The sequence below is a fragment of the Coleofasciculus sp. LEGE 07092 genome, assembly GCF_015207375.1.
Classification (GTDB): Bacteria; Cyanobacteriota; Cyanobacteriia; order Cyanobacteriales; family Coleofasciculaceae; genus LEGE-07092.
Genome location: NZ_JADEWY010000023.1, coordinates 37529 through 60604, shown reverse-complemented (window position 1 = coordinate 60604; position 23076 = coordinate 37529). Strand labels below are relative to the sequence as shown.

General features: G+C 45.5%; 16 protein-coding genes. 10 read left to right on the top strand and 6 right to left on the bottom strand.

What is annotated here, in order from left to right; all coding sequences use genetic code 11:
* The first annotated feature begins 296 nt into the window (after positions 1 to 296).
* Positions 297 to 2585: an adenylate/guanylate cyclase domain-containing protein gene (locus IQ257_RS08125; protein ID WP_228060523.1), complete on the top strand. Its 2289-nt coding sequence runs from the start codon at positions 297 to 299 to the stop codon at positions 2583 to 2585.
* Between the two features lie 100 nt (positions 2586 to 2685).
* Here the strand turns inward: IQ257_RS08125 and IQ257_RS08120 are convergent, their stop codons facing one another.
* A complete protein-coding gene (locus IQ257_RS08120; protein WP_193873421.1) occupies positions 2686 to 4125 on the bottom strand; it encodes a DnaJ domain-containing protein in 1440 nt (479 codons plus the stop codon).
* A gap of 771 nt (positions 4126 to 4896) precedes the next feature.
* Here IQ257_RS08120 and treY point away from each other — a divergent pair.
* Positions 4897 to 7701, top strand: coding sequence for a malto-oligosyltrehalose synthase (gene treY / locus IQ257_RS08115; RefSeq protein WP_193873424.1), 2805 nt, complete (start codon positions 4897 to 4899; stop codon positions 7699 to 7701).
* Positions 7702 to 7798: 97 nt separating this feature from the next.
* On the opposite strand, the gene IQ257_RS08110 is transcribed toward treY, so the two are convergent.
* Together IQ257_RS08110 and IQ257_RS08105 are read right to left on the bottom strand one after the other, a co-directional pair.
* The gene (locus IQ257_RS08110; protein ID WP_193873420.1) at positions 7799 to 9025 is read right to left on the bottom strand and encodes a DNA methyltransferase; all 1227 of its coding nucleotides are present in this window, start codon (positions 9023 to 9025) and stop codon (positions 7799 to 7801) included.
* Positions 9025 to 9741, bottom strand: a complete 717-nt coding sequence (locus IQ257_RS08105; protein WP_228060522.1) for a hypothetical protein — start codon at positions 9739 to 9741, stop codon at positions 9025 to 9027. The genes IQ257_RS08110 and IQ257_RS08105 overlap by 1 nt, the downstream gene beginning before the upstream one ends.
* 315 nt (positions 9742 to 10056) lie before the next feature.
* Between IQ257_RS08105 and IQ257_RS08100 the strand changes: the two genes are divergently transcribed.
* A complete protein-coding gene (locus tag IQ257_RS08100) occupies positions 10057 to 10869 on the top strand; it encodes a S41 family peptidase (protein ID WP_228060521.1) in 813 nt (270 codons plus the stop codon).
* Positions 10841 to 11002 (top strand): hypothetical protein, encoded by a 162-nt coding sequence (locus IQ257_RS29920; RefSeq protein ID WP_228060520.1) that lies wholly within the window; start codon positions 10841 to 10843, stop codon positions 11000 to 11002. Before IQ257_RS08100 ends, IQ257_RS29920 begins: the two co-directional genes overlap by 29 nt.
* Positions 11003 to 11325: 323 nt before the next feature.
* Here the strand turns inward: IQ257_RS29920 and IQ257_RS08095 are convergent, their stop codons facing one another.
* Positions 11326 to 12069: a cistern family PEP-CTERM protein gene (locus tag IQ257_RS08095; RefSeq protein ID WP_193873419.1), complete on the bottom strand. Its 744-nt coding sequence runs from the start codon at positions 12067 to 12069 to the stop codon at positions 11326 to 11328.
* A gap of 720 nt (positions 12070 to 12789) precedes the next feature.
* Here IQ257_RS08095 and IQ257_RS08090 point away from each other — a divergent pair.
* The 4 genes from IQ257_RS08090 to rpsU all read left to right on the top strand — a co-directional run bounded on the left by IQ257_RS08090 (position 12790) and on the right by rpsU (position 17315).
* Entirely contained in the window at positions 12790 to 14508 is a 1719-nt protein-coding gene (locus tag IQ257_RS08090) for a diflavin flavoprotein (protein ID WP_193873418.1), read from the top strand.
* Positions 14509 to 14634: 126 nt separating this feature from the next.
* Entirely contained in the window at positions 14635 to 16353 is a 1719-nt protein-coding gene (locus IQ257_RS08085; protein WP_193873417.1) for a diflavin flavoprotein, read from the top strand.
* A 379-nt stretch (positions 16354 to 16732) separates the two neighbouring features.
* Complete coding sequence (locus tag IQ257_RS08080; protein ID WP_193873416.1) at positions 16733 to 17020, top strand: RNA recognition motif domain-containing protein; 288 nt, start codon at positions 16733 to 16735, stop codon at positions 17018 to 17020.
* A 103-nt stretch (positions 17021 to 17123) separates the two neighbouring features.
* A complete protein-coding gene (gene rpsU / locus IQ257_RS08075; protein ID WP_193873415.1) occupies positions 17124 to 17315 on the top strand; it encodes a 30S ribosomal protein S21 in 192 nt (63 codons plus the stop codon).
* Positions 17316 to 17559: 244 nt separating this feature from the next.
* On the opposite strand, the gene IQ257_RS08070 is transcribed toward rpsU, so the two are convergent.
* Positions 17560 to 18570 carry an ABC transporter permease gene (locus IQ257_RS08070; protein WP_193873414.1) on the bottom strand — a complete coding sequence of 337 codons (1011 nt, stop codon included), beginning with the start codon at positions 18568 to 18570 and terminating at the stop codon, positions 17560 to 17562.
* Between the two features lie 623 nt (positions 18571 to 19193).
* Here IQ257_RS08070 and IQ257_RS08065 point away from each other — a divergent pair.
* Positions 19194 to 19532, top strand: coding sequence for a DUF4870 domain-containing protein (locus tag IQ257_RS08065; RefSeq protein WP_193873413.1), 339 nt, complete (start codon positions 19194 to 19196; stop codon positions 19530 to 19532).
* Between the two features lie 165 nt (positions 19533 to 19697).
* Complete coding sequence (gene ppk1 / locus IQ257_RS08060) at positions 19698 to 21845, top strand: polyphosphate kinase 1 (RefSeq protein ID WP_193873412.1); 2148 nt, start codon at positions 19698 to 19700, stop codon at positions 21843 to 21845.
* Positions 21846 to 21883: 38 nt separating this feature from the next.
* Here the strand turns inward: ppk1 and IQ257_RS08055 are convergent, their stop codons facing one another.
* Positions 21884 to 22894: a glycosyltransferase gene (locus IQ257_RS08055; RefSeq protein ID WP_193873422.1), complete on the bottom strand. Its 1011-nt coding sequence runs from the start codon at positions 22892 to 22894 to the stop codon at positions 21884 to 21886.
* Positions 22895 to 23076: the final 182 nt, after the last annotated feature.

Sequence of the window (23076 nt, the reverse complement as noted above, 5' to 3'; positions counted from 1 at the left end):
GTTGGGGTGCAGAGAAAATTGTCTTCCTATCTCCCTATCTTTCCACCTTCCCCTAGCCCTTATGAAAGTTATCATAGAAGTCTGCCTGAAAGAAGCCTCGTGAATAAGCTAGCCTAACGAATAATTAGGGGCATTTTAGGCGACTCGAACCCTACGCGAAGCTGTCACTTAGAGCGAGTTGGCAACCAGGGTACTGCCTAGGAACTAACTGCACTAGTGTGAGCGTGCCAGTTTATCAGGGAAGCATCTAATTGTGGGTAACGCTGACAGGCAAGCTGGGGAGGTAACAGAAACGAATGGTATTGCAAATGCTAGCCCATTGGGTTTCCCAGACTTTTAAAAGGGTGCCGCTGCGTTTTGTGCTGATGATGCCCTTCTTGATCCAACTCGTTTGGCTTGTAGGACTAAGCGGATGGCTGTCGTTACAGGATGGGCAATGGGAACAGCTTGACACCAGCACTTACAACACGATTCTCCTGTGTTTGGCAGTACTGGGTTGGGTTGCAGTCGTGGGAATTTTTACATCGGGCTGGATTAGCCAGCCAATTCGTCGTTTGAGTGCTGTCAGTCAAGATCTAGCGCAGCAAGCTTGGACTGGGGATTTCGCCAGTGGGGAATTTGATCAGGTTCATGTCGAGGGCATTAGTGAACTGGAAATTCTGGCTCAGTCGTTTAACAAAATGGCAGGGCAACTGCGCGAATCATTTACGGTTTTAGCAAAGACGAATGAAGAGTTAGAAAGGCGGGTTGAGCGGCGAACAGTTGAGCTCCGGCGAGCAGAAGCGGAGTTGCGGGTGCTGTTTGAGGCGATGACTGAACTGATTTTTGTCAAAGATTCTCAAGGGCGCTACCTCAAAATAGTATCAGCGAATGCTCCACCTTTATACCAACCGGTTGAAGAATTGCTGGGCAAGACAGACTATGACATTTTTGAGCGATCGCAAGCTGATACTTTTGTTGGCTATATCCAACAGGCTTTAAAAACTCAACAGACGATTCAGGTGGAGTATAGCCTCCCTGTTGGCGATCGCGAGGCTTGGTTTTCTACCCGAATCTCACCTATTTCTGCTGATTCTGTACTCTGGGTGGCGCGGGATATTACAGATCGCAAGCAGGCACTCGAAGCCTTGCGAACGAGGGAAGCTCAGTATCGGGATTTGGTTGAAACTCCCAATTGTATTATTTTGCGCTGGAATGCCCTCGGTCAAATCAAGTTTATAAATAGTTATGGGCAGAACTTCTTTGGTTATCAAGAAGATCAAATCTTAGGATGCAATATTGTAGGAACTATTATTCCTGAAACAGAACGCTCTCGGCGCATCCTCAAAGTACTGATTCAAGATATCCGTAAACACCCTGATCGTTATCAGTTTAAAGAAACTAAAAATATCTGCCGCAATGGTAAGACAGTTTGGGTTAATTGGACGAATAAACCCATCTTAGATGATTGGGGTCAGTTGGTTGAAGTTTTATCCATTGGCACGGATGCCACGGAACGGAAACGAGCGGAAGAAGCTCTTCGAGAAAAAGAACAGTATCTGCGATTAGTTCTGGATAATATTCCCCAGCAAGTCTTTTGGAAAGATACCAATTTAGTTTTCCTCGGCTGCAATAAGAACTGGGCAAAAGCAGCGCAAATAGAAAGTCCGGAGTCTGTGGTAGGTAAAACCGACTACGATTTACTCACTAGTCCAGAGATTGCTGAATTGTACCGCGCTCAAGATCGGCGCGTCATTGAACAAAATCAGGCAGAATTTCATGTTGTCGAAACAAAACAAAAACCCCCAGTTGATGGGCACACGGTTTGGCTGGATGTTAGTAAAATTCCCATTCACGATGCCCAAGGTAAGGTGATTGGTATTTTAGGAGTGTTGGAAGATATTACCCAGCGCAGACAGGCAGAGGAAGCGTTGCGAATCGAGCAAGAAAAATCTGAGCGTTTATTACTCAATATTTTGCCTGCGGCGATCGCTCAACAATTGAAACAAAGTCACAGTAGTTTGGAAAAATCCAATGGTGAAGCCCTTATCGCCGAGCAATTTGAGGATGTGACTATTCTGTTTGCTGATATTGTGGGTTTTACTCCCCTGGCTAGTCGAATGCTGCCAACAGAACTGGTGAACCTGCTTGGCTCAATTGTTTCTACCTTCGATCGCCTATCGGAGCAGTACAGTTTGGAGAAAATTAAAACGATTGGTGATGCCTATATGGTAGCTTGCGGCTTGCCCGTTCACAGAGCCGATCATGCCGAAGCGATCGCTCAAATGGCACTGGATATGCAGCGAGTTATCACCCAATTCCGCACTGACAGAGGGGAACCCTTCCAAATTCGGATTGGGATTAATACAGGTCCGGTGGTTGCTGGAGTCATTGGCATGAAAAAATTCATCTACGACTTGTGGGGCGATACGGTAAACGTGGCATCGCGAATGGAATCTCAGGGAATTCCTGGCGGGATTCAAGTTACAAAAGCAACCTATGAGCGGTTGAAAGATAAGTATGTTTTGGAAAAGCGGGGAGAAATTATGGTGAAAGGTAAGGGGGAAATGATGACTTATTGGCTGACTGGCAGGCTGGATGAGTAGGGAGTGAGGAGTGGGGAGTGGGGAGATGGGGGAGATAAAAAGAAAATTTTCCGAGTGAATGTTGATTAAAATACTCCCCCTCTTCCCCATCTCCTAAGCCTTATGGACGCTGCCAAATCTTAATGGTTTTATCCGCACTGCCGCTAACGATAGTTTGTCCGTCTAGACTAATTGCAACAGAATAAACCGTAGCGGTATGACCTTTAAGGGTGCGCAGTTTCCGCCCCTTGCTCAACTGCCAAATCTTGATGGTTTTATCACTGCTGCCGGTGGCGAGAATTTGACCGTCTGAACTGAAGGCAATGGAATTGATGGCATCAGTGTGTCCTTTGAGGGTGCGCAGTTCTCGTCCGCTACTGAGGTGCCAAATCTTGATGGTTTTATCACTGCTGCCGGTGGCGAGAATTTGACCGTCTGAACTGAAGGCAATAGAGTTGATGGCATCGGTGTGTCCTTTGAGGACATGAAGTTCTCGCCCCTTGCCTAACTGCCACAGTTTGATGGTTTTGTCGTCGCTGCCACTGGCAACCATTTTGCCATCGGGACTGATAGCAACGGCGTTAATGCCACCACTGTGACCGGTGAGGGTGCGTAGTTCTCGTCCCTTTTCAAACTGCCACAGTTTGATGGTTTTATCGTCGCTGCCACTGGCAAGAATTTTACCGTAGGGGCTAATGGCGACGGATTTGACGCCGGCGAATAAACCGGAATGTCCTTTGAGTGTGTGCAGTTCCCGTCCGTTGCTGAGTTGCCAAAGCTTAATGGTTTTGTCATCGCTGCCACTGACAAGAATTTGCCCGTCGGGACTAATTGCTAGGGACTGAATGTAGCAAAACCGTCCGGAATGTCCTTTGAGGGCACGCAGTTCTGTGCCAGTATCTAGCTGCCAAATTTTAATGGTTCCGTCGGTGCTGCCACTGGCTAGAATTTGTCGATTGGGGCTAAGTGCGACGGCATAGACAAAGGAGCTATGCCCTTTGAGGGTATGAATGCAGCGCCAGTTTTGCTGGAGCGGGTCTAGTACTACGTTTTGTAGTTTGCTAATACAGAAGAGAGCATCTTGGTAATCGTGGAGATTGCCTTGCTGCCAATACAAGTCGGCAGCTTGTTGAAAATCTGCGATCGCTTGCTGGTGTTGTCCGAGTTGGGAGTAGGCTAGCCCCCGATACTTGTAGGCAGGAACGAAGTGGGAGTCGAGCCGCAATGTTGTATTGAAGTCCTCAATCGCTTCTTGGTAGTAGGTTCGTCTGGCTTTCTCCATGCCCGAGTTGTAGTAGGTTTCGGGGTCGGCAACCGGGCGGGAGTCGGTCGGGGGTGAAGCCGTTTGATAGGATGGATTTTGATAATAGAATTTGAGCTGTTGGTAAGCGTCGTTAATTTGTTTGAGCTGCTCTTGCCCTTTTTCTTGGAGTTGGGGATTATTGGGGAAGCGATCGGGATGCCAGCTCATCGCTAATTCCCTGTAAGCTTGCTTTACTTGCTCTAATGAAGCACTCTTGTTGAGTCCGAGGATTTGATAGTACCGATCGATGTAATTCATTCAACGTCTAGTAGCCGAGGCTGAGGCTAACGGTTTTCCATCCAACACAGAACTAGCGGGAAAGCAAGCCCGAAGGCGATCGCTTTTACTATGGTAAGACTTACGCACTGAAGCGGAAAACTGTCATTGGAGAGTGGAGTCTGACAAAAGTCTAGCGCCCTTACCCCCAACCCCTCTTCCTTTCCCCAAGGGTGAGGGCTTCCTGGGCATCTGCTCACAAGTTTTGTCAGTCAATCGGCTGAAATAGTACTCTATTTAAATTTCTCAGGGGAATCGGAAAGTCTTGCTACTTGTCAAGCTCAGTTTAAGTATGGCTCACTGGTCTTAAACCGATCTAGAAAATAAACGAAAAGCAAGTGATTCTATAGAAAGAGATGTTTTGCTGCCTGAATGATTTAAAAAGTCTGCGTGATGATCTACCTGGAGGTGTGTCTACCTTCACTATAGTCCTCAGTGCTTATCCAGTGCTGGGGTTTTTGCTATTCGGGGTTTATTCCTGTAGGGGGCAATCAGAGAAGCTTCCTGGTAATGGGGACTTACAGGAATCTCCCACCTCGGGTTCTTACAAGCCTGATCGATCCTTGAGTCCCCTCACTCCTAACACTAGTACATTAACTAGCGCAAGCGGTTTGGCGCGATCGCCATCAACTCCTCAAAATCCGCACTGCCAAAGGTAAGTCGAAAATATATGCTGACAGGTCTACAATATAAAGCACGTCATAACCGGGACGTAAACTCTGCCTGTTAACTCTCTCCTGTGAATGCCTTATGATGCGGATTCCATTAGCAACCTATAGAATTCAGTTCAGTCCGGCTTTTACGTTTCAGGACGCCAAAGCGATCGCTTCCTATCTGGCTGAATTAGGGATTTCTGATCTATATGCTTCCCCAGTCTTTCAATCCCGGAAGGGGAGTACCCACGGCTACGATGTGGTGAACCCCAATCAGATTAACACCGAACTAGGGGGACCCAAGACGTTTGAAAATCTGGTGCAGGAACTTCAGAATTATGGATTGGGATGGGTTCAGGATATTGTCCCCAATCACATGGCATTCGACAGTCAAAACCAAATGCTGGTCGATGTTCTCGAAAACGGTCCTGATTCTCAGTACAAAGATTATTTTGATATTAATTGGGAGCATCCCTATGAAGGCATTCGGGGACGAGTCCTTGCTCCTTTTTTAGGGAAATTTTGTGGGGATTGCTTAGAAAGCGGCGAACTGCAACTCCAGTATGAAGAACGGGGACTAACCATTAACTACTACGGTCTAAAGTTTCCCATCCGCATCGAATCCTACATTCAGGTTTTAACCCACGAATTGGGACAGTTGCGTCAGAAATTAGGACGAAAACATCCAGATTTTGTCAAGCTATTAGGCGCTCTTTATGCTTTAAAATATATTCCTTCAGGTGAAGAAGGCAGAGAACGGTACGACCAAATTACCTTCATCAAAGGGATGGTATGGGAACTCTGGAGTGAGAATCCCGATATCCGAGAATTCATTCAAGAAAGTATCAAAATCTTTAACGGAGAACCCGGAAACCCAGAAAGCTTCAATTTATTAGAAAGCTTACTAGCTGAACAGTTCTTCCGCCTCTCTTACTGGAAAGTAGGAAATGAGGAATTGAACTATCGGCGATTTTTTACGGTTAACGACCTGATTTCAATGCGGGTGGAAGACGAAAGGGTTTTTGAACACAACCACTCTCTGATTTTTAAGCTGATAGATACGCAAGAATTCACTGGACTCAGAATCGACCATATTGATGGTCTTTACGACCCTGCCCAATATTTACACAGGTTGAGGGAAAGAGTTCCAGATGCTTACATTACGGTCGAAAAGATTCTAGAACGACACGAAGAACTACCCCTAAACTGGCCCGTGCAAGGCACCACAGGTTATGATTTTCTCAATCAGGTGAATGGGATATTTTGTCAACAAGCTACACAAGAGAAGTTTAATAGTGTCTACCACCGCTTCATTGGCAATTCCACACCTTATGAGACATTAGTTGATGATAAAAAACGGCTGATTATTGGTAAACACTTAACGGGAGATATTGATAACCTAGCTAACTTATTAAAGCATCTCTCCGGCTTGTACAGGTATGCCAGTGACTTTACTATTTACGCCTTAAAAGGTGCTTTAGTAGAAATCATGGCAGTGTTTCCAGTCTATCGGACTTATATTAGCGCCGAAGGGTCGAGTAAAGCAGACCGGGAGTGCATTCAGCAAGTCATTACTAAAGCGAGAGAAAATACACCCGTTTTCTTGAATGAACTCAATTTTATTGAAAAGTTCCTTTTGCAGGAGTTTGATGAGTCTCTAACCCAGGAAGAAAAAGAGCAACAGCGTTACTTCGCTATGCGCCTGCAACAGTTCACCGGTCCTTTGATGGCAAAAGGGGTAGAAGATACCGTTCTGTATATCTACAACAGGTTGGTATCTCTTAATGAAGTCGGCTCCAATCCTGGGGAATTTGGCGTTTCTGTAGACGAATTTCACAGCTTTAACCATCATCGCGCTGCCTACTGGCCCCATACCACAAATGCGAGTTCAACCCACGACACAAAACGAGGAGAAGATATTCGAGCGAGGATTAATGTGTTATCAGAAATCCCAGGTCAGTGGGAAAACACTATCAGAAAATGGCAGGAAATCAATGGGGGTCATAAGGAGTGCGTTGAGGGTTTAGATGTTCCCGATCCCAATGATGAATACTTTTTTTACCAAACTCTGCTAGGAACTTACCCATTTTATGAGAGTGAGTATCCAGCCTTTGTGGGACGGATTAAAGAGTATATTATCAAAGCCATCCGAGAAGCCAAAGTTCACACAGCGTGGTTGAGACCCGATACTGGCTATGAAGATGGTTTTATCCAATTTGCAGAACGCTTGTTGAAAGATTCTGAAGACAATGAATTTTTGCAGGCGTTCCGACCCTTCCAGCGCAGAATTCAACATTACGGTATCTTTAATTCCCTCTCACAAACGTTACTGAAACTGACCTCTCCTGGAGTTCCAGACTTTTATCAAGGAACAGAACTGTGGGATTTGAGTTTAGTAGATCCAGATAATCGTCGTCCCGTTGATTTTGAACAATGCATCGGTATACTTCGAGACTTTAAGAACCACATTGAAACGGATTATTTGGGTCTAATTCAGGAGCTATTGGAAACTCCAGAAGACGGGAGAATCAAGCTGTTTCTAATTTACCAAGCGCTGCAAACTCGCCGAGAGTATCTGGAATTGTTCCAGCGTGGCGATTACGAGAAACTGACGGTGATTGGTAGCTTACGGGATCATATTGTTGCCTTTGCCAGACACTGGGATCATACGACAATTATGGCGATCGCTCCTCGGTTTTTGACTTCCTTAATTAAAGAGGGAGAGCATCCGTTAGGTGAACAGGTTTGGCAGGAAACCCGCCTCTCTTTACCGCCTGGAGCATCTTCAACCTGGTATGATGCTATGAGTGGACAGGAAGTTCAGGGAGATGACACCCTCTGGATTCGGGATGTTCTCAAACACTTTCCCGTTGCGTTACTGATTAATAAAGGGACTGCTGATTGAGAGAAAGCTTTTAAATTTTAAAGACGTTGCCTACAACTATTTGTGATAGGTTGAGGCAACGTACATTTTATTAATGAGCGGCTGTTTTATTCACCTGTCACGAATCTGACCAAGCGGCGGAAACACAGTACTCATATAAAGCCTTTTTACAGTTTCGTTTTCTAATAATTTTAGAATGAATCTCGCTGTAACCAAGCATTTGCATGGACTTAGAAATTAGAGCTGATGTATCAACCATGTTACCGAAAAATGTTGAATTCCCAACTATGTAGTGCAATTCAGCTCCATTTTTAAGAATGTGTCGAAGCGAAGACAAATGTAGATGCATATCATGAAAGTACTTCAGCACGTAGACGGCCAGAAGCGCGGCGTTTTTTCCCTTAGATGTTTGAATTCTTTCTGCAACTAAAAAAATGTCTTCTGGTAATTTCCATTCTTGCACTTGCCAAGAAGTAAGGCGACTGGTTGCAATCCCCCACGTTCCACCAATTGCCATCCAATCTATTTCACCGGCTTCCTTGGCTTCATCCAGGAATTTAGTCCAGTACATATAGGGACGAAGTTCACGAATGTAACTCATTCGATTTGGATAAGGTGGTGAGGTTATTACTTGATCGACTTTGATATTATTTAATTCGACTATATTCCGAGAATCTGTTTTAATTACTTTTGCTTTACCTTGAATGTGTTGTTCAGCCGAACTCAACACAAAACCAAGAATAGTGACAAAAAGCTCCTCAATATATTCAATCTCAAAATGAGTGGTGGTTTCGTTGAATGACATGGAGACATGATTAAAGCTGGCTGACGAAGTTTCGATTATCAAGCGACAAAATGCTATCCAAACAAGGTCATATAGTTTATTTTCTTCAGTTTCTCCAAATTGATTCACTAAAGCCGTTCGCAAAGCAGCAATACATTTGAGAGTATAACTAGACCACCACCGCTCAATATTGAATATCTGTGGTATCCAATTATCTTGTTCTACAAGACTTTTGTACTCTTTTAATGCTTGCTGTACACCCTTACGAATATTTATTAGGCAATCCTCACAGTAGTTACGACACTTAGCATTTCCAAGCCAGACGAGAAACGGATTAATATCAAATGTAACGGCTTGATTGCCATGTTCAGCAGCGACAAGTCCTGTTGTAGCAGTACCTGAGAAAGGATCAAGAATAATAGCATCTCTCTCAACAGAAGCCAGAATTTTTTCAACAAGCTTTACCCCATAGGCTGGAGTAAGGCGCAACCATCCATGTCTTCCAAGAGTGCGATTAAATTTGAATGTATAGTCAGCTCTTTGCTTAACAGTAGATAACATTAATCCGCACTTAATAAAGCTTCTAGCGTATCATGAATTTCACTCTTGATTAGCTCCGAGTTGCGACGAAAGAAATCCGCTAAATCATAGGTCATAACCTCTTTGGAGAAAGCAAACAACGAGCTTTGGTTACTACCTGATGTAGTTCCAATAATTATCCCGCCACGGCTATTGCGGTAGCGTAATACCAAATCTGCGTCAATTTGAGAGGAGAAAATTGCAAAAACTGGGAGATAACCATTTGCCCAAGCAACAGCAATATTATCTATGTCAGCATTTTGTCTTTTGCTATCTTTACTTTTGTATCCTTGTCGAACTTCAAACACGGCTCCATTTGCTGGCGCAGGTACGCTGAGAGTTTGGCTGTAATCTGCTATCCACTGCATAACTCTTGCTTTAATATCAGGATTACGAATTTTTGTAACCTCTAGCCGAGCATCCAACGACAAAGTTTTATCCTTATCATTTTTCGTCTTTGTAACGTAAGACCACATGGCATACTTTGGATCGTCGTACTCTGTGTGATCTATTATTATTTGCCTAAATAAATTTTCACACCCCCTGCCAATCTGTCGATAAACCGAGGTCATTCCACCAGCCGCTTTATGGGCAGCATACATCACATCTGAGTTGAGACCAATCCACGAGTAAAACGGATCAGCTCCATAAAGCAATAGAAAGCGGGACAGATCTAATCCTGCCTCTTTATTTCCCAATCCGAATTTGGGCTTGTACCGTCTGCAAACCTTTATAGGATCTAGGAATCGTTTGAGGTATAGGCTCTCGTCAGTCACGGTAGATTCTGTATTTGCTGCTTGGCTCAACTGGGTATACAGCTAGGGTAGCAGATACCATTTCTCAGCAATAATCTCGAAATACTGCTTCACCAACAACCTGAAGTAGCATAACAGGTAATTATGCTGCCCCTTTTTCATTCAACAAAGCAGGCAAAATGTCTGCACTACAAAGTATGTAAAAATAGATACTTTCGTCTTCAACAGCCTACCAGCACAATTTCAAAAGATATTTTTATGACACAATTTAGATTACTAAGAGATAGTCGCCTCGTTATATTAACCTTAATTAGTGTTTCACTCGTATTTCTGTACGGGCTTATTTCTCCAGCACTTTCCAGGACAGAACAACCGACCTCTGCAATTTTTGAGGATGTTTGGGAAACGGTGAACGAGAACTTTTACGACCCAAACTTTAATGGTGTCGATTGGCAAGCTATGCGGTCTAAATATGAGCCTGAAGTCAAGCAAGCTCAGTCAACCGAAGACATGGCTGTTCTTATCAATCAGATGCTATCGGAGTTAAATACTTCTCATACTCACTTCTACACTCCGAACGAACCAGCCTACTACCAGGTTTTAGGAATCTTTGCTCCCAGAATCCCTGACTTACAGAAACAGCTTAAGGATTTTCTCCCCAATGGTAAGCCTGAATACAGTGGTATTGGCATCGTTACGAAAGATATCGACGGCAAGACCTTTGTTAGTGCTATTTTCGATGGCAGTCCGGCGGCAAAAGCCGGGTTGATGGTGGGTGATCGCATAATGAGTGTTGATAGTCGTCCATTTCATCCGATTCAGTCCTTTGCAGGGAAAGCGGATCAAGAGGTGAAGGTATTGGTTGAGCGATCGCCCGAACCCGACAGTCAGCAAACTATTATTGTTACGCCGAAGATACTGGATACAACCACGATGTTTCTGGATGCCCAACGAGCAAGTACCCAGGTAATCGAACGGGAGGGTAAAAAAATTGGCTACGTCCATATGTGGTCTTATGGGAGTGACCAATACCAGCAGCAGCTTGAAGACGGTTGCCGATGTATATGTTGACGGACAACGCCTAGAAGGACAAGGTGTGATACCCGATATACTCATTCCCTTTTCCCCAGAATACGCTCAGGGAGCCGACCCCCAAAAAGAGCGGGGGATAGAGGCTGCCTTAGAAGCGGTGCGGAAACGCTGAAGGGGACTCTACTTCCCTATTCCCTAGGATTCGTAAACTCCAAGATCCCCGACTTCTTCAAGAAGCCGGGGATCTCAACAGCCAAAGTTTGTAACTCAAATAGGATTGCTATACCAGCAAAATCCGTTTACCTCACATCTTGCACCAGTCTCACTAACCGCCACTGGTTTAAACCACTGGCTCATAGATAAAGTCCTCGCTATGAGGACTAAATACTGACTCTACAAGACTTTCAGTCCATTGAAATGGACTTGAGCTATTAGCCCGGAGTTTGAACTCTGGGCGGATTTTCGGGCTTATCGACAAAGGTGCAACTTATCAGTTTACCAAAGATGAGAATCTTTAGAATCAGTCCAATTCTTGCTACCATTCGGTGCAACATTGACGGCGTAACCCGTCCCGCTTTCATCATCAAGTTTTTTCGTATTTGCCAAATCGATGCTCTGATACCGTACCCCAAAGTTACTCAAAGCAATTTCTTTGGCTGAGGGAGACAAAGTAAAGGAGGCAGAGAAACTGCCTGTTTCTTTCGGCTTCACCCCGCCATTTTTGCCACCTCTACAGTTATTCCGATTATCGCTAAAACAAAGATCAACGTCTCCGTTTTTGCCATCAAACAATTTAGTGCTTAAATTGGCATTGGTAAAAAGCGGCGCGGTACTGGCATCAGTACCTGCGCTCTTCGCGTCCAAAATAGGGTCACTAACATCAAACCCCAGGCTAGAGGTTCGACTGGATGAAATAGCATTGCTAGAGGTATTACTGAGTAAAATATCAAAACTGACTTGAGTAAACTCCTGGAGGACTCCCTTGATTTTTTTAGTGACCGTTTCAAATTGGACTAATTTAAAGGTTGCCTCAGATGATAATCCTTCTTGAGATTTGCCATCTATTTGTCCTCCCAAAAAAACGATGAACGATTTCTCTAGATCATCAGCCGTAATGTTTTCAACACTATTACCAATAATCTTAAAGGCTCCGACTGAGGGCGTTAGGGCTGAAAAAACTGCGAAAAAAGCTGATGCAGTAGCTAGTCCTAAGAAGGATTTAGCGACGAATTTTGACATGGTAAACCCTCGGGGAATGCAAACTTCAGTAGAATCAAAAATTGGTCTAAGATGTACAGAGTTAGTAAAGGAAGAACGTTATTTAAGTTATTTCATTTTGTGCTAGCCAGGACAAACTATCCTAGGAGCGGGTTGATTTAAACTCCTAAGATTAAAGTGAAAGTCTAAGAATCACTCAGTTCGCTATGAGGATATAAATCCTCATGACTTAAAAAATATAGCTAGTTAAATGTAGAACCGAAATGTCTTAAACTTTGCAGCTAACCTAAAATAACTTTTAACTTCCCAAGAAGAATATAACTGATTTATTCAGTGATAGGAGAATAAAATTTAAAGACTAGATGAAGATAGCCTCCATTTACTGTAAAGATTTTGTAAACTTACAGCAAAACCCCCACTTTTTAAGGATTTCTGGCAACTTTGATGCCTTGGCTACGTCGTCACTTTTCTTACAGTGCCGTCAAAAGCATAGATCACCAGATTCAGGAAAGAGCGCAACAGTGAGATAGCCAGTCAGGATTGGCTCTCCTGTTGATTATGGGGCAACGGGTACAGACTACAGTAAAGCCTACCCTTTGCTCCTATTCTCTCTGCCCATTTTCGGGCATCATAGGTATTTTTGCTTAACTTCTATAAGCTTTTCTGATAATCTATACTCGTCAGCCGTGTAAAAATGAAGAAAAAATAAATTTAATAGACCCCATATTAAGGAGTTCACTCATGACACTGCTCACCGACCGAACCCAAAAGCGGTTAACTATGCAGGTCGAAGATATTGCGCCGGATACAACGGCAATTCGATCGCTGGACTGGGATCGCGATCGCTTCGATATCGAATTTGGGCTGCAAAATGGCACAACCTACAACTCATTTCTGATTCGGGGTGAGCAAACGGCTTTAGTCGATACCTCTCATGGGAAGTTCCGTCGGCTGTACTTAGAAACCCTCTTAGAACTCATCGAACCCAACCAAATCGATTACCTGATTATCAGCCATACCGAACCCGACCATAGCGGTTTGGTCAAAGATATCCTCGAACTGGCACCCGAGATTACAGTAGTCGGGTCAAAGGTAGCCATCCAGTTTTTGGAAGACTTGGTGCATCAGCCTTTTAAGCGGCAAATCGTCAAAAATGGGGACAAACTGGATATCGGCAATGGTCATGTCTTTGAATTTGTTAACGCCCCCAACCTCCATTGGCCTGACACTATCTTCAGCTACGACGCCGGAACACAAGTCATGTTTACCTGCGATGCTTTCGGTCTGCACTACTGCTCCGATAGCACCTACGATGATGATTTAGCCGCAATTGAACCAGATTTCCGATTTTACTACGACTGCCTGATGGCTCCCAATGCCCGTTCCGTACTCTCTGCCCTGAAGCGGATGGATAAGTTGGGCGATATTACAACCATTGCCACAGGTCACGGTCCCTTACTGCACCATAATGTTGAAGAACTGGTAGGACGCTACCGCCGTTGGAGTAAAGCCCAGGCAAAAGCCGAGACATCGGTGGTAGTATTTTACGTCTCCGACTACGGCTATAGCGATCGCATCTCCCAAGCCATTGCCCGAGGCATTACCAAAACCGGCGTCGGTGTAGAGATGATGGACTTAAAATCCGCTGACCCACAAGAGGTACAGGAAACAGTCGGTCGCGCCGCCGGAATTGCCCTGGCTATGCCGCCAGCGTCCATCAAAACCGCTACAGCAGCGATGAGTACCGTACTCGCTGCTGCTAAATCCAAACAACTCATTGGCATCTTCGAGTCCTACGGCGGCGACGACGAACCCATCGACCCCCTGTTGAGTCAATTCCGCAATTTGGGACTTAAAGAAGGCTTTGACGCGATTCGGATTAAGGAAACCCCAACCGAAGCCATTTACCAACTGTGCGAAGAAGCAGGAACGGATATGGGGCAGTTGCTAACTCGCGATCGCACGATCCAGCAGCGTAAATCTATCGATAACGACCTAGAAAAAGCCTTGGGACGCATCAGTGGTGGTTTGTACATTATCACTGCCCAGAAAGGCGACCTCAAGAGTGCGATGTTAGCATCCTGGGTATCTCAAGCTAGTTTCAAACCCCTAGGCTTGACGATTGCCGTGGCGAAAGACCGGGCAATTGAATCGTTGATGCAAGTAAGCGATCGCTTTGTTCTCAATATTCTTGAAGAAGGCAATTATCAGGCACTAATGAAGCACTTCCTCAAGCGCTTTCCCCCAGGTGCTGACCGCTTTGAAGGCGTGAAGACTCAAGCGACGACGAATGGTTCTCCTATTCTTACTGATGCCCTGGCTTACTTAGAATGCAAGGTGGAAAGCCGGATGGAATTGAGTGACCATTGGGTTGTTTATGCGATCGTTGATGCTGGGCGGGTGTCTAAGGCGGATGCGTTAACGGCGGTTCACCATCGGAAGGTGGGAAATTATTATTAAAACGCAGAGGTACAAGGGAGGTTGGCGCAGAGGTGCAAAGACGGCATCAAACGAGTCGTCAACCACCTCTAACCCCCTCTGCGTACCTCCGCGTTACCTCTGCGAACCTCTGCGTTAAAAAAAACCATGAACAAACCCCGCGACCTCCAAGCCCTCCCAATTGCTCCAGACACCACCGTTCTCCGTTCTCGCACTTGGGACAGACTCAAATTTGAAATCGAATACGCCCTACAACGCGGCACCACAGCCAACTCTTATTTAATTCAAAGCGATAAAATAGCCCTCTTTGACCCCCCCGGAGAATCCTTTACAGAAATCTTTCTCACCCAATTACAACTCCGCATCAACCCCAAAACCATTGATTACGTTATTCTCGGTCACGTCAACCCCAACCGGGGCGTTACTTTAAAAGCCTTACTAGAACTGGCACCGCAAATTCAATTTGTATGTTCCAATCCAGGAGCGATCGCTCTACGGGGTATCTTAGAAACACCGGATTTAAAAATTAAGGTAGTGCGGGGTGACGAAACCTTAGATTTAGGTAGGGGTCATCACCTGCAATTTATCCCCACGCCCAATCCCCGGTGGCCCGATGCCCTTTGCACCTACGACCAAAAAACTGAAATTCTGTTTACCGATAAATTATTTAGTGCTCATATTTGTGGCGACCAAGTCTTAGATGAAGGGTGGACGATTATTAGCGAACATCGCCGCTATTACTTCGATTGCGTTATGGCACCCCATGCGCGGCAAGTAGAAAAGGCGTTAGATAAACTAGCAGAATTTCCGGCAAGGATTTATGGGACGGGTCATGGGCAGTTGGTACGCTACAGCTTGATACCCTTAACCCAGTCTTATCGGCAGTGGTGCGAGGAGCAAAAATCTCAGGATACAACGGTGGCACTGCTTTATGCTTCAGCCTATGGGAATACTGGCACGATTGCCCAAGCGATCGCACGGGGGATTACCAAAGCCGGAGTTGGAGTAGAATCAATTAACTGCGAAGCGGCTGACTCAGAAGAAATTCGGACAGCAGTGGAGAAAGCCGAAGGGTTTGTTATGGGTTCTCCAACCCTAGGGGGTCATGCACCGACCCAAATCCAAACCGCCCTCGGTATTGTATTATCTACAGCCACGAAAACGAAACTGGCAGGGGTGTTTGGTTCCTTCGGCTGGAGTGGGGAAGCCATTGACTTGATTGAAAGTAAATTCCGGGATGCGGGGTATAAGTTTGGTTTTGATACGATTCGGGTGAAGTTCAAGCCGACGGAAGTTACCCTCAAATATTGCGAAGAAGCGGGGACTGATTTTGCCCAAGCCTTGAAAAAAGCCAAAAAATCCCGAACCTCCCGGCAATCAGTGAGTGATTCTCAAGTTGCCCGGACGGAACAAGCAGTAGGGCGGTTGATTGGTTCGCTGTGTATTGTCACTGCCAAACAGGGAGAACTCACGGGGGCGATGCTGGCAGACTGGATATCGCAAGCGACGTTTAACCCTCCGGGTTTGACTGTAGCGGTTGCCAAAGACCGGGCGCTAGAATCGCTGATGTACCCAGGCGATCAATTTGTTTTGAATATCTTAGAAGAAGGAAAACATCTGAGTTTGATGAAGCATTTTCTCAAACCTTTTGCGCCCGGTGAAGACCGATTTGCTGAGGTGGCGACCCAAGAGGCAGAGAATGGTTGCCCAATTCTGACGGATTCCTTGGCGTATGTGGAATGCGCCGTGGAAAATCGCATGGAATGCGGCGATCATTGGTTAGTTTATGGGGTGGTCACGAATGGTAAAGTCCTATCCGATGGTGTGACGGCGGTGCATCACCGTAAGTCGGGAACTCATTATTAAGTGCTTTTGAGTCTTCTTCCCTGTGTCAAAGTACTGGGAACTGAGCTTTAATTCCCTTCTGACTCCCCCTCTCTCAGATTTGGGAGAGGGGGCTGGGGGGTAAGGGCAACAGGTTGAGGTTTGGGTATTTCTCAAACGTGAAGGACTCAGTTGTTGTAGTCATGGCGATTAGAGGCTGATAATTCTAGTCTAGGTCTTGCGATCGCCATTCCCTAACTCCCCTCAGCGCTTCTGACAATTAAAAGTTTTGCCGTAAACTCTATTTAAGTGTTATGATTGTGAAAATTGTTGATTTTCGGTAGAGTACGCTTGATTCAATTCTTTTTCCAGGCACGCCTCCGATTAACTCACTACAGATTTAGGACTAAGGAGGTGTCTGATGTCTATTTATGTTGGTAATTTGTCCTACGAGGTCACTCAAGAGGATCTAACGGAAGTTTTCGCTGAATACGGCAGCGTAAGTCGTGTCAGCGTACCCACAGACCGTGAAACCGGACGCCCACGCGGGTTTGCTTTTGTCGAAATGGAGTCTGAGACTAACGAAGCTACCGCCATTTCAACCCTTGATGGTGCTGAATGGATGGGACGCTCAATGAAAGTTAATAAGGCTCGACCGCGTGAAGAAAGAAACGGTAATGGCGGTGGCTATAGCCGCAGATCTTTTTGAGAAAGCTAAGACTTGTCACACAAGTGGCTTGTTGTAGCTTTTGAAATTGGGGGGCAGGCAAGGAGTCTGTCCTTTTTTGTATTAAGCATGAAAGGAGATAAATATGGCTCAAGTTATTATTGGAGAAAACGAAGGAATTGAATCGGGGCTGCGACGATTCAAGCGCAAGGTATCTAGTGCTGGGATTTTCTCTGATATGAAGAAAAATCGCTTTTTTGAAACTCCATTAGAAAAGCACAAACGTAAGGAAATATCTCGGCATCGTCAACAACGTAAATATCGCAAACGGCGTTGATAAATTTCCGTTTTTCATTGTCTTGCCCTCTCCCCTAATCTGAATGGCACTGACTTATTGGTTTGTAGTAGGTGCTTTAGCGCTTAAGGCTCGCTTGCTTTGTGCCGACAATGAACCGATATTATGTCAGTGCCATTCCTTCTAATATCATGTCCTAATGATTGCCCATAATTGCAATGCCCTAACCCAAGGAGTTGCAGCTATTCTTATTAAGAGTATTTGAGCCGATAGGATACAGTAGTTTTTACCTATATTGAATTCTAGGATCAATAAAAGCGTAAGAAATATCGACCAAGAGATTAATTAACACAAAGGCAGCGGACACGAAAACGACGCCACCTTGCACCACCGGATAATCCCTTGCCAAAATCCCTTCATAAATCCACAAACCAATTCCGGGCCACGAGAAGATAGTTTCCGTGAGAATTGCGCCACCTAAAAGCGTCCCGAATTGCAAACCAATAATTGTCACTACAGGTAATAATGCATTTTTTAGCGCGTGTTTGACTATCACCCAACGCTCCGGAATTCCTTTGGCTCTGGCGGTGCGAATATAGTCTTGGGATAGCACTTCCAGCATGGCAGAGCGGGTAATTCGAGCCAGAATTGCCAGGGGAATTGTACCTAAGGTTAAAGCTGGCAAAATCAGATGAGGGAGTACGTCTAGCAGGGTTTTAAAATTAAGCTTGAGTAAAGTATCTAGCACGTAAAAACCCGTAATAGGTTGGAAGTTCAATCCTGCCTCAATACTGATTCGTCCACTCGGAGGCAACCAATTTAAGTTAACAGCAAATAGATAAATTAGCAGCAATCCTAACCAGTATACTGGCATCGAAACACCTATCAACGAGGCAGTCATTGATAGGTTATCCGTCCAAGTATTTTTGCGAACGGCTGCCAAAACTCCGGCTGGAATTCCTAAAATAACGGCTACTATCATTGCGGCTAAAGACAATTCAAATGTAGCGGGCCAGCGGGTTTTAATTTCTTCAATAATAGGAATACCACTGATAATGCTGGTGCCAAAGTCTAGGCGTAGCAAATTTGTCAAAAAGGTAAGGTATTGCAGCGGCAGGGGTTCATTTAAACCCAGTTGCTCTCTTAACGCTTCAAGTTGTTCGGGAGTGGCGCGCTCTCCTAACATGACTATAGCTGGATCACCTGGAATTAAGTGCAGGAAGGTGAAAACTAAAAGAGTAATTCCTAACAAAACGGGTATCAAATTGAGCAGGCGTTTGGCAATATAGCGACCCATTAAGATTTTCGATTTAAGGGTAAGGGTGAAGCGAATTTTTGTTTGAAAGGTGAGTAAAATTTAGAGGGAACTAATGTATCTGATAATCAGATTAGCAAATTTAGCACTCATAGAGACTCATAGAGAAGGAGTGCTAGGTAAACGGCGGTGCGGTTATCATTCCTTGGGGTTGGGAGTGATTAAGTATTGAGGACTTACACACTCAGCCCAGTGGAGAACGGTAGAATGGATGTTTCAGCTTCTGGATAAATTCTTCCCTGGACTCAGAATGACAGTTTTTCGTTTCAGTGCGTAAGTCCTGATGGCGGTGAAGGGAACGATACGCTCCTCGACGGGATTAATACCTCTACCCTTACTGAGTTAGATTTCGTGGCTGTTTAGGGAAGATTGGGTGGGCAATGCCCACCCGATGCAATATCCTTCTTACCTACATTCCGCCAACCCTGATTGACTGACAAAAGTCTAGCACCCTCACCCAGTATCCTTTGTAGCGTTCTTGTCACCCCTTAATGCGATATCCTCCCTTACTCTGGGCGGAATTTACGACTCGTCTTTACCCCATGGCTTGCTAGAGTCAAGATGAACCCTAAGTGTTTTGTGTGAATGGGAAGGAGGTCTGGTTCATGGAGTATGACAGCGACAAACGCAAGCTTTTTTCAGCCCTATGTCATGGGTCAGTTTTTATTAGCGCTACAGGAATTTCAATTGGTATTCCGATTGCAATCTTGTTAATATCCGACGATCCGATCGTCAAAGAGAATGCGCAGGAATCACTCAATTTTCACTTGAACATTTGGCTCTACGGACTCATCTTCGGAATTCTAACAGTTGTTCTCATTGGCTGGCCCCTACTAGGTCTGTTGTTTCTTGTGAGTTGGATTATGCCAATTCTGGCGATTCTGCAAGTTTTGAGTAATCCTGATCAATCTTACCGTTATCCGTTTATTTTCCGCATTCTGTAGGTTCGCTTCCTTAAAAGCGGCAAAAATAAAACGAATGATAAATTTTTAAACCCGCATCAGCGGGTTTTGTTGGTATAGCTGCGATTTTTGGGATACTGTTATAGGATCTGAACGGACATTCTCCCTGCCCGAAAAAACCAATCGCGCTTAGTTCCTGAAATTACCATGGCTAAATCTAAGAAAACGACAGCGGATGTTAACCTAAGGGATTCACAATACTATTTCAATCGGGAACTCAGTTGGTTAGAGTTTAACTGCCGAGTATTGCATGAAGCCACCGACTCCCGGACTCCCCTGTTGGAACGGCTAAAGTTCACGAGTATCTTTAGCTCAAACCTTGATGAATTCTTCATGGTGCGAGTGGCGGGTTTGAAACAGCAGGTGGAAGCGGGGGTGAGTGTGCTGACGCCGGATGGACGGACACCAAGCGACCAACTCAACGCTATCAACCAGCGGTTGCTGCCAATGGTAAAGGAACAGCACCAAAATTTTGAACAAGCCCTACGACCTCTGTTGGCAGAACAGGGTATTTACCTTCTAGACTATGTAGATTTAAATCCAGAACAGCGGACTCACCTGCAAAACTACTTTGAAGAACACATTTTTCCAGTTTTGACCCCCCTAGCCGTTGATCCGGGGCACCCATTTCCTTACATTTCCAATCTCAGTTTAAATCTAGCAGTCGTGGTCAAAGACCCGGAAAAAGGAGAGGAATTTTTTGCACGAGTGAAAGTTCCCAAAGTTCTGCCTCGGTTTGTCGCTTTGCCGGAAACGTTGCGATCTCGACAGAAGGGAAAATCAGGGTTCTGGACGGGGGTTCCCCTAGAGCAGGTGATTGCCCATAATTTAGAGTTTCTGTTTCCGGGGATGAATATTCAAGAATATCATCCCTTTCGGATTACCCGAAATGCAGATTTGGCAGTGGAGGAGGATGAAGCCGATGACTTACTGTTAGCCATCGAGCAAGGACTGCGCAGAAGGCGATTGGGCGGTTCAACAGTACGCATGGAAATTCACGCTACTGCACCAGAAGCCTTGCGGGAAACGCTGATGCGCGAGATGTCACTCACCGAGAGCGATGTTTACGAAATTGATGGTCTATTGGGACTCAAAGATTTAATGTCGTTTCTAGGGTTGCCACTGCCGGAACTCAAAGACCGGCCTTGGACACCTGTGGTGCCATCGTCGTTGCAAGGAGCAACGGTAGAGGAGGATGGGGAAGATTTTTTCAGCGTGATTCGCAAGTCGGATGTGCTAGTCCATCATCCCTATCACTCCTTTGGGGGAACGGTACAGTGCTTTATTACCCAAGCCGTAGATGACCCGAACGTGTTGGCAATTAAGATGACATTGTACCGCACGTCTGGGGACTCGCCGATTATCAGTGCCTTAATCAAAGCGGCAGAAAATGGCAAGCAGGTGGCAGTTTTGGTGGAATTAAAAGCTCGTTTTGATGAAGAAAATAATATTCTCTGGGCACGTAAGTTAGAACAGGCGGGAGTCCATGTTGTCTACGGTTTGGTGGGGTTAAAGACTCACACAAAAATTGTATTAGTGGTGCGTCGGGAGGAAAAGCGAATTCGCCGTTACGCCCACATTGGTACAGGGAATTACAATCCCAAAACAGCTAAACTTTATACAGATTTGGGACTTTTAAGCTGTCGCGAAGAGTTGGGTGCTGATTTGACAGATTTGTTTAACTATTTGACAGGTTACTCGCGGCAGCGGTCTTATCGCAAAATGTTGGTAGCACCGGTGAATTTGCGCGATCGCATGACGGCTATGATTCGGCGTGAGATAGACCATTGTCGTAAAGATGGCACTGGTCGCATTGTTGCCAAAATGAATTCTTTGGTAGACCATCAGATTATCACCACCCTTTACGAGGCATCTCAGGCAGGTGTTCAAATTGACTTAATTGTGCGTGGCATCTGCTGTTTGCGTCCCGGTGTCGAGGGTGTGAGTGAAACGATTCGGGTGATTAGTATTGTGGGTCGCTTTTTAGAACATTCACGGATTTTTTACTTCCACAACCAAGGACAAGAAGAAGTTTATATTGGGAGTGCCGACTGGATGCGCCGCAACCTAGATCGGCGTGTCGAGGCAGTGGTACCGATAGAAGACCCCAAGATGATCAAAGACTTGCAAGAAATTCTAGCAGTCATGCTAGGAGATAGTCGTCACGCTTGGGAATTACAGCCCAATGGCAACTATACCCAACGCCATTCAGGGGACGGCAAAGAGCAATGCGCCCAGACGATTTTAATGGAAATGGCGAAGGAATCGGCAAAGGAAGCTGTTGGGATAGTTTAGGGAATTTCTAACTAAAGCGTTATTTCTGGCACGCTGTACTAAGTAGCCGTGTCTATCGGAATAGCTTGCTTGTATTCAATTAAATTACGACGCCGTCCGAGCAATCTACCTAGGTGAAACTGCATCTGACCCTGCACCAGAGGAAACTTAGCCAGCATACAACATAAGCCATAAAGCGCCGCATCCTGTGAACTAAAACCCCGTTGCTGAGTGTGACGATAGACACGATAAGCAATAAGCGGGTAGCCACTCATGAGCAATAAACTCAATCCGTGGGTTGACCATGCAGTACCCAAAGCTAGCAGGGGTAAGACGACTCCCCAAAACCAGATGCTCCGACTTTCCTTGACCCAATGGCGTTCCGGGCTGCGACCGTGCAACCAAGAACCCTCTGCGTAAGCGTGACCGGCGCGAAGCATTCGTTTCCACCATTGACTGAAATGAGTCATTTGTGCGTCGTGTCGGGTCATTTCGGCATCTAGGCGGAAAATTTTCCACCCGTTCTGGCGTAGTCGAAGGCAGAGTTCTGGTTCTTCGCCAGCAATGAGGGTGGGATTGAACCCTTCAACTTGCTGAAAGGTGGTTACGCGCATCATGGAATCACCACCACAAGCTTTTGCCTCGCCAACGGGTGTATCCCACTCAATGTCACACAATCGGTTATAGATAGTTTGTTTGGGGAATCGCTCGCGTCGGCGACCGCAAACTACGGCAATATCGGGGTGAGCTTCGAGTTCGTGTTGAGCTAGGTCGAGCCATCCCTCAACCACCTCGCAGTCGCCATCGACAAATTGCACAAATTCAATTTGCGGGTTGGTTTGAAGTAGGCAGGTAAATCCTTCATTCCTAGCGCGAGCTGCGGTAAAAGGGGTAGACAGGTCGAGTTCAACTACATCTACCCCCACTGAGCGTGCCATCTCTAAACTGCCGTCGGTTGAGCCAGAATCAACGTAGACAATGTGAGCTACTTTGCCGATGGCTGAAAGCAGGCACTGGCGTAGGCGCTCTCCTTCATTGCGTCCGATGGCAACTAATCCGATGTGTTGCAACTGTTGCTCGTTGGTCATTTGTTATTTACTCTGCTAACCTGCATTTAACTTGCACCCGTTCAAGCTCTCTTTCCCTATTTGGCTAAAGTGTGCTTTCCTAAATGCTGAGAACTTATTTGTTTTGTTCTTATTACAGCGATTTTCAAGTTAATGAACTAGGTTTTGACCCCCCTAACCCCCCG